7 protein-coding genes are annotated in these 10580 nt (G+C 63.2%); 2 read left to right on the plus strand and 5 right to left on the minus strand.

Annotation, left to right across the window (positions count from 1 at the left end; all coding sequences use genetic code 11):
• Nucleotides 1-213: 213 nt before the first annotated feature.
• The 3 genes from FNJ47_RS40500 to FNJ47_RS40510 all read right to left on the minus strand — a co-directional run bounded on the left by FNJ47_RS40500 (nucleotide 214) and on the right by FNJ47_RS40510 (nucleotide 5543).
• Nucleotides 214-786 carry a hypothetical protein gene (locus tag FNJ47_RS40500; protein WP_163161680.1) on the minus strand — a complete coding sequence of 191 codons (573 nt, stop codon included), beginning with the start codon at nucleotides 784-786 and terminating at the stop codon, nucleotides 214-216.
• Between the two features lie 155 nt (nucleotides 787-941).
• Entirely contained in the window at nucleotides 942-1571 is a 630-nt protein-coding gene (locus tag FNJ47_RS40505; RefSeq protein ID WP_163161682.1) for a hypothetical protein, read from the minus strand.
• Between the two features lie 192 nt (nucleotides 1572-1763).
• Entirely contained in the window at nucleotides 1764-5543 is a 3780-nt protein-coding gene (locus FNJ47_RS40510) for a vitamin B12-dependent ribonucleotide reductase (protein ID WP_163161685.1), read from the minus strand.
• Between the two features lie 830 nt (nucleotides 5544-6373).
• On the opposite strand from FNJ47_RS40510, the gene FNJ47_RS40515 reads away from it, so the two are divergent.
• Entirely contained in the window at nucleotides 6374-7267 is an 894-nt protein-coding gene (locus FNJ47_RS40515; protein ID WP_163161687.1) for a DMT family transporter, read from the plus strand.
• Between the two features lie 186 nt (nucleotides 7268-7453).
• Here the strand turns inward: FNJ47_RS40515 and FNJ47_RS40520 are convergent, their stop codons facing one another.
• Both FNJ47_RS40520 and FNJ47_RS40525 read right to left on the minus strand, forming a co-directional pair.
• Entirely contained in the window at nucleotides 7454-9691 is a 2238-nt protein-coding gene (locus FNJ47_RS40520) for a CHASE3 domain-containing protein (RefSeq protein ID WP_163161689.1), read from the minus strand.
• 19 nt (nucleotides 9692-9710) lie between these two features.
• A complete protein-coding gene (locus FNJ47_RS40525; RefSeq protein WP_163161691.1) occupies nucleotides 9711-10115 on the minus strand; it encodes a response regulator in 405 nt (134 codons plus the stop codon).
• Nucleotides 10116-10294: 179 nt separating this feature from the next.
• Here FNJ47_RS40525 and FNJ47_RS40530 point away from each other — a divergent pair.
• Nucleotides 10295-10580 (plus strand): EamA family transporter (locus tag FNJ47_RS40530; RefSeq protein WP_163161693.1); only part of this gene is annotated, 286 nt, incomplete at its 3' end.

A 10580-nucleotide genomic window follows, 5' to 3' on the forward strand; every position in this document is an offset into this window, starting at 1 on the left:
GCCGGCCTCTTCCTCTTCTAACCCCATCAGGTGGCGGCCTTGCGTCGACCCCGTACAGAAGCGAGACCCCGGCGAGTGGACAACGCAAAAAGGGATTGACTGATCGAGGCCCGTTACAGAAGCGAAGTGTAACTCGTCGAGCCTGTTGTCAGCGAAGCGGCGGATTACGCCTACGCCTAATTCGCCCTACGCTTGCTACGCCTGTGATCTGTCTCAAATGAATTCTCTGGAGGACCACAACTCAAGCAGTCGTGCCGACTGCGCAATGAGACCGATCTCCGTCCATGAGATGTCGTTCGTCTCGTTGTACTCGTTGTAGGTCGGCACGTCCGCAAAGTGCAGGATTTCTGACGGTGTTGTGACCTGGTCCTCGAAACAGTTGAGAAGTGCAGACAGAAAGCCAGGGATGGGTAACGCGACCGGAACGGGGAGATCTCCGCTAAGCGTTGAAGTAACTCGAAACGGTATGTCTAAGAGCGCCGCAGCCGCAGTGAGTCCGCAAAGCTGATTTATGGCAGGCAAGTTGTTTGAAAAGCTCGTTGATGCACCAATTTCTCGAATGGGACGAATTGTAACGACCGCAGCGGCGACGCAGGATGCTCTAATGAATCGATCGGTTGCGCCTTCTGGTCTCAAACTGACATAGGCATCTAGCAGCAGATCGCTGGCGGCTGCTACGAGCATCGATGTCGCAAAGAGGTTATTTTTTAATGGTTCAACGGGAGCTTCACTCGAAAGAACTTCCGAAATCACCGATGAGATGGCCGAACAGATCTCACTTGCCAAATTATCTTGGATGAACCGCTCTCCGCCAACGATTACGGCAGTTCCGTCGGGCTTGCCGCGCTCTTCGGCAATTACCTCGCTTAGACGACGCGTTGCTGCTTCCAGGCTAATTTGGAAGGCTGCCGCTATCGCCGCGGCCGACTTGTAGCGCTCGACTAGGTGCGACGGTGCCAGTAGCTGCGCGGCGAAGATGTGAGCTTGACGTTCGACCTCGTTGAAGTGCGGGGAAATTCGCCGACGATGAGGTTTGCAGCAACTCTCGCTCGAATGATGGCAACCAAGTCGTGCGCGCTTTCAGTCGGTCTCAACAGTCGGTCTGTTTCGACGGATAGTTTGGTGACCAGGGAGTCGTCCTGCAACAGGCAGTGAATGACGCTGCTCGATGTTGCATCTTCAAAATGTCTCTGTTGGGCCAGTGGTGGCATCGACAACGCATCAAGCAGAGTCTTAATTCGATTGTCGATGTCGCCACCGTCACCGTCACCGATTAGTTGACCTGGCGCTTGCTTCCTGAGGAAGACTATTTCCAACTCGCACATCAATTCCAAGCGTTTCGTGACCAAAGGGGCAAAGACGGTTGTGCCGCGCCTTTCGAGGATGCCTATATGGTTTGTCGGAACTTCATGTGGGTGCTTCAGCAATTTCTCCGATTCGGCACTAAGTGGCAGATGTTGCCATAGCTCTCGTACTTGAGGATCGAAGGCTTTCCGAATTGCATGTATGTCCGGAAGGGTAGCGCGTTGCCGTGGTGCGATTGGTCCTTCATAAAGCAACCGAAAATTCATGGGCTTCTCGGACTGAGCTGTGGATGCGAATTGTTGTGACGAGCTTATCGTTCGGTGAACCACCTAATGTCTCAGACAGGCGGAGTGATATGCCGAAAGCTTTGTCCCGAATATCGCTTCGCTGATCGGGACCATCATAGCAAAGGCCGCTCGTTGGAGCGGCCTTTGTGATTTTTCGGTGCTATCTACAGCTCACGAACACCCCGTCGTGCTGCCGCAAGTATCGCACTTCATGCACGTCCCGTTCCGCACCAGCGTGAAGTTGCCGCACTCCGAGCACATCTCGCCTTCGTAGCCCTTGGCCTTCGCTTCGGCGCGACGCTCTGCCTTGGACGGGGCGGCGGCTGCGGCGGTGCCGGGCTTGCTCCAGGTCTGCAGGGCCTCGAGCTTCTCGGTCGGCGACAGGTCGTGGCTGACTTCCTGCTTGAGGGCGACGGCACCTTCGATGGTGTCGGAGACGCCGCGGGCGGTCGCGCCGTGCGGCGCCAGTGCCGTGACGCGGCTGCCGCCGGCAGGCGCATTGTCGGCATTGCTGCTCACCGCCGCCGAGCCGCCGCGCATGACGACGAGGTTGTCGGTGCGCGACCGGGTCAGGCCCTTCGACAGATACTTGGTGGCCTGGTGCTGGGCAGGAGCCTCATCCGGCTCCTTGCCTTCCTCGACGCCCTTGCCGAGCGCGTCGAAGCCGCTTTCGTTCGGATCGACATGGGCGAGATCGAAGCGCGACATGTAGCTCACCGCGAGCTCGCGGAAGACATAGTCGAGGATCGAGGTCGCGTACTTGATCGAGTCGTTGCCCTGAACGGGACCTGCGGGCTCGAAGCGGGTGAAGGTGAAGGCATCGACATATTCTTCCAGCGGCACGCCGTATTGCAGACCGAGCGACACCGCGATCGCAAAATTGTTGATGAAGGAGCGCAGAGCTGCGCCTTCCTTGTGCATGTCGATGAAGATCTCGCCGAGCCGGCCGTCGTCATATTCGCCGGTGCGGAGATAGACCTTGTGGCCGCCGACCACCGCCTTCTGGGTGTAACCCTTGCGTCGGTCAGGCATCTTCTCGCGCTCGCGCATCACGACGATGCGCTCGACCAGCTTCTCGACGATCTTCTCCGAGACCTGGGCGGCACGCGCCGCCATAGGCTTCTCGTAGAGCGCCTCGACCGCATCGTCCTCGTCCTCATCGTCGGAGATGAGCTGCGAGTTGAGCGGCTGCGACAGCTTTGAGCCGTCGCGGTACAGCGCGTTGGCCTTCAGCGCCAGCTTCCACGACAGCAAATAGGCGGACTTGCAGTCCTCCACCGTGGCGTCGTTCGGCATGTTGATGGTCTTGGAGATCGCACCCGAGATGAACGGCTGGGACGCCGCCATCATCCTGATGTGGCTCTCGACCGAGAGATAACGCTTGCCGATCTTGCCGCAGGGGTTGGCGCAGTCGAACACCGGGTAGTGCTCGGCCTTCAGATGCGGAGCGCCTTCCACCGTCATCGCGCCGCAGATGTGCACGTTGGCGGCTTCGATCTCGCGCTTGGTGAAGCCGACGGCCTGGAGCAGGTCGAAGCCGGGGGCTGCGATCGCTTCCGCGCCGATGCCGAGCTGGTCGCGGATGAAGTCCTCGCCGAAGGTCCACTTGTTGAAGGCGAACTTGACGTCGAACGCGGTCGGCAGCGCCTTTTCTACCTTGGCGATGGCTTCATCGGTGAAGCCTTTTGCCTTCAGCGTCGAGGCGTTGATGCCCGGGGCGTTCGACAGCGAGCCGTGGCCGACGGCGTAGGCCTCGATCTCGGCGATCTCGCTCTCGCGATAGCCGAGCGCGCGCAGCGCTGAGGGCACCGCCTGGTTGATGATCTTGAAGTAGCCGCCGCCGGCGAGCTTCTTGAACTTCACCAGCGCAAAATCAGGCTCGATGCCGGTGGTGTCGCAATCCATCACGAGGCCGATGGTGCCGGTCGGCGCCACCACGGTGGTCTGGGCGTTGCGATAGCCGTTGACCTCGCCGAGCGCCAGCGCGTCGTCCCACGCCAGCTTGGCGTGCGCGACGATGTCGGCTTGCGGGCACGAAGCGTGATCGAGCGGCACCGGGTTGACCGAGAGCGCCTCGTAACCGGTGGCGTTGCCATGAGCGGCGCGGCGGTGGTTGCGGATCACGCGCAGCATGTGGGCCGCGTTCTTCTTGTAGCCCGGGAAGGTGCCGAGTTCGGCGGCCATCTCCGCCGAGGTCTTGTAGGAGATGCCGGTCATCACGGCGGTCAGCGCGCCGCACAGCGAACGGCCTTCCTTCGAGTCATAGGGCAGGCCCATGGTCATCAAGAGGCCGCCGATGTTGGCGAAGCCGAGGCCGAGGGTGCGGAACTCGTAGGAGAGCTCGGCGATCGCCTTCGACGGGAACTGGGCCATCATGACCGAGATTTCGAGCACGATGGTCCAGAGCCGGCAGAGGTGCTCGTAGGACTCGATGTCGAACCGCTTGGTGGTCGTGCTGTAGAACGTCAGCAAATTGGCCGAGGCGAGGTTGCACGCCGTGTCGTCCAGGAACATGTATTCCGAGCACGGATTGGACGCGCGGATGTCGCCCGACGACTTGCACGTGTGCCAGTCGTTCATCGTGGTGTTGAAGTGCAGGCCGGGATCGGCGGAGGCCCAGGCGGCGTAACCGATCTTCTCCCAGAGGTCGCGGGCCTTCAGCGTCTTGGTGACCTTCCTGGTCGTGCGTCCCACCAGATTCCAGTCGCCGTCGGTCTCGACTGCGCGGAGGAAGTCGTCCTTCAGCGACACCGAATTGTTGGAGTTCTGGCCGGAGACCGTGAGATACGCCTCGGAATCCCAGTCGGTGTCGTAGATGTCGAACTGGATGTCCTTGTAGCCCTGCTTGGCGAACTGGATGACGCGCTTGATGTAGTTGTCGGGCACGAGGTTGCGGCGGGCGAGCTTGATCTCGCGGCGGAGCGCCGGGTTCTTTTCGGGATCGAAGCAGTCGTCGCCACTGCCTTCGCAGTTCACGCAGGCCTTCATCACGGCCTTGAGGTGCTTCTGGTTGATCTTCGAACCGGTGACGAGGGCTGCGACCTTCTGCTCCTCCTTCACCTTCCAGTCGATATAGGTCTCGATATCGGGGTGATCGGCATCGACCACGACCATCTTGGCCGCGCGACGCGTGGTGCCGCCCGACTTGATCGCGCCGGCGGCGCGGTCGCCGATCTTGAGGAAGCTCATCAGGCCGCTTGAGCGGCCGCCGCCGGACAGCTTTTCGCCTTCGCCGCGCAGGCTGGAGAAGTTCGAGCCGGTGCCGGAGCCGTACTTGAACAGGCGCGCTTCACGCACCCAGAGGTCCATGATGCCGCCCTCGTTGACGAGGTCGTCGCCGACGCCCTGGATGAAGCAGGCATGCGGCTGCGGGTGCTCATAGGCCGACTTCGACTTGGTCAGCTTGCCGGTCTTCCAGTCGACGTAATAGTGGCCCTGGCCGGGACCATCGACGCCATAGGCCCAATGCAGACCGGTGTTGAACCACTGCGGCGAGTTCGGCGCGACCATCTGTTTTGCCAGCTGGAAGCGCAGTTCATCGTAGAAGGCGAGGGCGTCTTCTTCCGTGGAGAAGTAGCCGCCCTTCCAGCCCCAATAGGTCCAGCAGCCGGCGAGGCGATCGAACACCTGCTTGGCGGAGGTCTCACCGACGATGCGCTCGTTCTCCGGCAGCGCAGCCAGCGCCTCGGTGTCGGGCACCGAACGCCACAGCCACGACGGCACGGTCTCTTCCTCGACCTTCTTCAAGCGCGCGGCGACGCCGGCCTTGCGGAAATACTTCTGCGCCAGCACGTCGGAGGCGACCTGCGACCAGAACTCCGGAACCTCGACGTTCTCGGCACGGAACACGACCGAGCCGTCCGGATTGCGGATCTCTGAGGTGGTCAGGCGGAAATTGATCCCGGCATAGGGAGATTGTCCGCTGGTGGTGTTGCGTCGTTCGATTCGCATGGTCGAGCCCCGTCACTTCTTCTGCCCGGTCCCACGTTTCTCGCAGGTTGCCGGAATGTTGTCTGTTCGCGGACTTGGGGACACGTGTGGGCACGCCTCCCGTCATCCGCAGCTCAGCCGGTGGATCCGGCCTGTTCTCTCGTCCGCTCGGCGCCGGTTTGGCCCGGCCCTGCGGCGGCACAATCCCTGGGGGGTGCCCGACTGGTCGGGTCCTCCGAGTCATGCATTCAACGCCCCAAACGCTCACGCGATACGTCACGCGTACGCTCACTTGCGGGCCGGTTTCGGCCTCTGTTTCCGGGTCCTTCTCGGCCCGTTCTGTCGTCCCGACCGCAGCCCAAAATCAGGGCAGACAAGCCCTTCACCCGCGGCTCGAAGGCCTGGCGGAGTGGTCATTTTGGAACCCTTGTGGGAGCGACCGGCGGGGACCCAAACACACTCGCGCCGAACAGGTTGAAAGCTAGGCCATGTCCGTTGCACCCGTCAAGGACTAGTACGAGTTTCTGAATCAAACACTAAATATGGTGGAGGGAGGGGGATAACAGGGGGCGGTGCCGCGCCTGTGATCGAGCCAACTATCGGTGAGTCCTCAGGGATTCCCAAGCCAAAAAAATTCGTGGCCCCTGTGGATTGGAGGTTCGCCCCGCTGTTCACAGGCGAACTATTTATTCGCCGTCCCGGATTGAATTTTTGGGACTCACGTAAGGCTACGGGCAAACTACGGATCAGGCATGTCAGCGGCGTGATGGTCGGGCGACAAAATCGCGGGCAAGGTGAGGCCGACTCACATCCTTTTCACAGCCTTGCTCTTCACACCCTTGCCGGGTTCCATGACAAACCAGAAGCCCTCCGCGCGGCCGCGCCTTGCGCCCGCCGGCCTGATGTTCCTCGCCATCACCTCGGTGGGCTGGGGGTTCAACTGGCCGTCCACCAAGTTCCTGCTCAGCGAGCTGCCGCCGCTGACCCTGCGCGGCACCACCGGCGTGATCGGCGCCGCGCTGCTCGCAGTGCTGGCGCTGATCCGCGCCCAGAGCCTGCATGTCGAGGCCCGGCTGTGGCCGCGGCTCGTGCTGTATGCGGCGCTCAACGTCACCGGCTGGATGGTGCTGATGGGGCTCGCGCTCTTGTGGCTGCCGGCGAGCGAGACCGCATTGATCGCCTACACCATGCCGGTATGGGCCTCGCTCTTGGCCTGGCCGGTGCTCGGCGAGCGGCCGACGCTACTCCGCACCATCGCATTGGTGATGGCGTTCGCGGGGCTCGCCGCGATCATGGGCGGCAACGGGATTTCCGCGAGTGAGGAGAAACTGCCGGGAATCATCATGGCGCTCGGCGGCGCGTTCGGCTTTGCGCTCGGCACGGTGCTGGCGAAGAAATATCCGCTGGTGATGCCGCCGATCCCGGCCGCGGCCTGGCAGATCGGCCTCGGCTGCGTGCCGATCGCGATCGTCGGCTTCCTGATCGAGACCACGCATATCGACCGGATCACGACGGTCGGCTGGTGGCTGCTGGTTTATTCGACGCTGATCCAGTTCTGCGTCGCCTATGTAGCCTGGTTCGCCGCGCTCGCCCGTTTGCCGGCGTCGGTGGCGGCGATCGGCACCATGGCGGTGCCCGTGATCGGCGTGATCGCCTCCGCACTCGCGCTGCACGAACCGCTTGGGCCAACGCAGATCGTCGCGCTGCTGTTCACGCTGGCCGGCGTCGCGCTGGCGACAAGCTAGCTCGCATCCTGCTCCGATTTATGCGGTGGTTAGCGTCAAAATGACCCTAACCCCGTCACCCTGAGGAGCGCGAAGCGCGTCTCGAAGGGTCGACGGCCACCAGCCGGGGCCGTGCATCCTTCGAGGCTCGCAAGGGCTCGCACCTCAGGATGACGGTGCTGATGGATCATCCAGGCCGCGCAATCATCACTCGCCGAGCGCCTGTTGCAGCATGCTGGCGAGCTGGGCCTTGCGATAGGGTTTTGCCAGCAGCAGCACGCCTTCATCGAGGCGGCCGTGATGCACGATCGCGTTCTCGGTATAGCCTGAGGTGTAGAGCACCTTCATGCCGGGCCGCCGTTTTGCCACTTCGTCGGCGAGCTGGCGGCCGTTCATGCCGCCGGGCATGATGACGTCGGTGAACAAGAGGTCGAACTTCTCGCCCTTGTCGACCAGCGCCAGCGCGGCGCGGGCGTCGGGCACCGCGATGGTCTTGTAGCCGAGGTTCGTCAGCTGCGCGACCACGTAGTTGCGCACCAGCTGGTCGTCTTCCACGACGAGGATGATTTCGCTGCCGCGCCGCACCGGCTCCGGTGCCGGTGCCTCGACCTCGACCTGGCCGCGGGCAGGGGGCAGATAGAGCTTGATCGTGGTGCCGTGGCCTTCCTCGCTGTAGATCTTGATATGGCCGCCGGACTGCTTGACGAAGCCGTAGACCATGCTCATGCCGAGGCCGGAGCCCTTGCCGACCTCCTTGGTAGTGAAGAACGGCTCGAACACCTTGTCCTGCACCGCGTGCGACATGCCGGTGCCGGTGTCGCTGACCGCGAGCAGCACGTAGCGGCCCGGCGTGATGTCGGGATTAACAGCCGCATAGGCGTCGTCGAGCACGATGTTCTTGGTCTCGAACAGCAGCTTGCCGCCGTTCGGCATCGCGTCGCGGGCGTTGATTGCCATGTTGAGCAGCGAGTTGGCAAGCTGCGACGGATCGATGTGGACGCTGGCGACGTCGGACGCGAGCACCGAACTGATCTCGATCTGCTCGCCGAGCGTCGGCCGCAGCAGTTTTGCGATATCGACCACGGTGCCGTTGATGTCGACGGTGCGCGGTTCCAGCGGCTGGCGGCGGGCGAAGGCGAGCAGATGCTGGATCAGCTCGCGGCAACGTTCGGCGGCGCGGTCGATCAGCTCGGCGGTCTGCGCAAGCTTCGGCTGGGCGCGCAGGCTGTCGACCAGCGTCTCTGTCGTGCCGGTGATCACCGTCAGCATGTTGTTGAAGTCGTGCGCGACGCCGCCGGTCAGCTTGCCGATGGCGTCGAGCTTCTGCGCCTGCTGCAGCTTGTGCTCGGTTTCGCGCGAGGCGGTGATGTCGTGATAGATCAGCGCAGCACCGGCGATGGCGTTGTCGCCATCGCGCAGTGGCCGGCCCGACACCACGAGGTGGATCTCGGGCGCGCCGCGCACCGGCCGGGCGACGAATTCCAGCCCGTCGAATTCCTCGCCGCGCAGCGCCCTGGCCGACGGCATGTCGTCGGCCAGCATCGGCGTGACGCCGTCGGCCTGGAACACGTTGCTCATGGCTCGCAGTTGCCGGACCGTCATGCCCGGCTTGTAGCGCAGCATCTTCTCGGCGGCGGGGTTCGACAGCAGCACGGTGCCGGTGGCGTCGATCACCAGCACCGCCTCCGCCATGGTGCGGAAGGTGGTTTCCATCACCGAGGTAGAACGGCGGAGCTCCTCGAGGGCGGCGCCGAGATCCTTGGTGCGCTCGGCGACCTTGCCCTCGAGCGACAGATTGGTCGCCTTGGTCGCGCTGAGCGCGCCCTGCAATTCGCGGCTGGCGCGCCGGGCCGCCAGCGTCAGCGCGACCGCGAGCGCCAGGATCATCACCACCCCGGCGAGGTCGATCGCGAGCAGCAACCGGCCGTTGGTCTTCGACTGTTCGGTGCGAATCCCGAGCAGGCGGCGCTCCTCGGCGACGAGGCGGTCGAGCGCGGCGCCGACCTGGTCCGTCAGGGCGCGGCTCTCGCCCGCGGAGACCAGCGCCGCGGCGCCGGCCATGTCGCCCGCCGTGCGCAACCTGATCAGCTCGGTGCCGAGCGCAATGGCGCGCGCGACCTGCGCCCTGGTGCCGGTGATCAGCCGGGCTTCCTCCGGCGCCGACTTCACCGCACCCATCAACTCGTCGAAGGCGGCGGAGAGGGCCGCGCTCTGCTCGCGAAACTCGTCGGTAAAGGAGGCGTCGCCCGTCAGTGCGAAGCCGCGTGCCGCGCTCTCGACGCCGCGCGGCAGCGGACGCGCGTCCGAAATGCATTTGAGGATTCGGAGCGTGTGTTCGACCGAATCAATCTCGCTGCGCGACTTGACGTCCAGCCCGATCGACGCCGCGCTGATGACGAGGAGGATCGCAAGGCCACTGCCAAGGATGAGACGCTGGGAAGCCATCGACGATTAGTACGAGTAATTATTTCGAAAGACGAGCAGAAGGAGCAGACTTCGCAAGACATTCGTTAACGGCGGCGACCAGCGCCTGCGGGGTGAACGGCTTGCGCAGGCAGGCTGACGCGCCGAGCTCGATCGTCATTCGCAGGAAGTCCGGCGCCCGGTCGGAATTGGCGAAGGCATAGCCGGACATCGCGATGACAGGAATATCGGGGGCGCGCTCGTGGAAGACGCGAATCGCCTCGAAACCGCGCATATGCGGCATGAAGACGTCGACCAGCATCACGTCGAAGGTGGCTTTTTCCAGCGCGCGCATGCCCGCTTCACCGCCGTCGGCGACGGTGACGTCGAAGCCCTGGCGCTGCAAACACACCTCGATGGCAACGCACACCATCGGGTCGTCATCGACCACGAGAACGCTCGGCACGATGCATCCTCTTTCTGCGGCCTTGCGTGCCGTCGACTCGCTTGGCCCGACTGCTGATTAAGGCGGAACCCGGACGGAAAGTCTGTATCATAGAATGCATATGCTGTTTGCTGACAAGCAGATTTCCGGCTAGCCCTGACACATCACTTGTATTTGTCCGCCCACATGACGACAGGTCCATGACTGCAGTTCCCGTCGCCGGCCGCGCCCCGCTGTCACCGCTCGGCCTCGCATTTCTGGTCGTCGCCTCGACCGGCTGGGGCCTCAACTTCCCGATCATGAAATTCCTTCTCACGGAGTGGCCGCCGCTGTCGTCGCGCGGGCTCTGTGGCGTCGTCGGCGCGATGGCACTCGCTCTGGTGGCGCTCGCGCGCGGACAGACGCTGCGTGTCCCTGACGGCATGTGGTTGCGGCTTGCCCTGGTGTCGATGCTGTCGATCGGCGGCTGGGTCGCGTCCATGGGCC

It is taken from the genome of Bradyrhizobium uaiense (assembly GCF_010811875.1).
In the GTDB taxonomy this organism is placed as follows: domain Bacteria; phylum Pseudomonadota; class Alphaproteobacteria; order Rhizobiales; family Xanthobacteraceae; genus Bradyrhizobium; species Bradyrhizobium uaiense.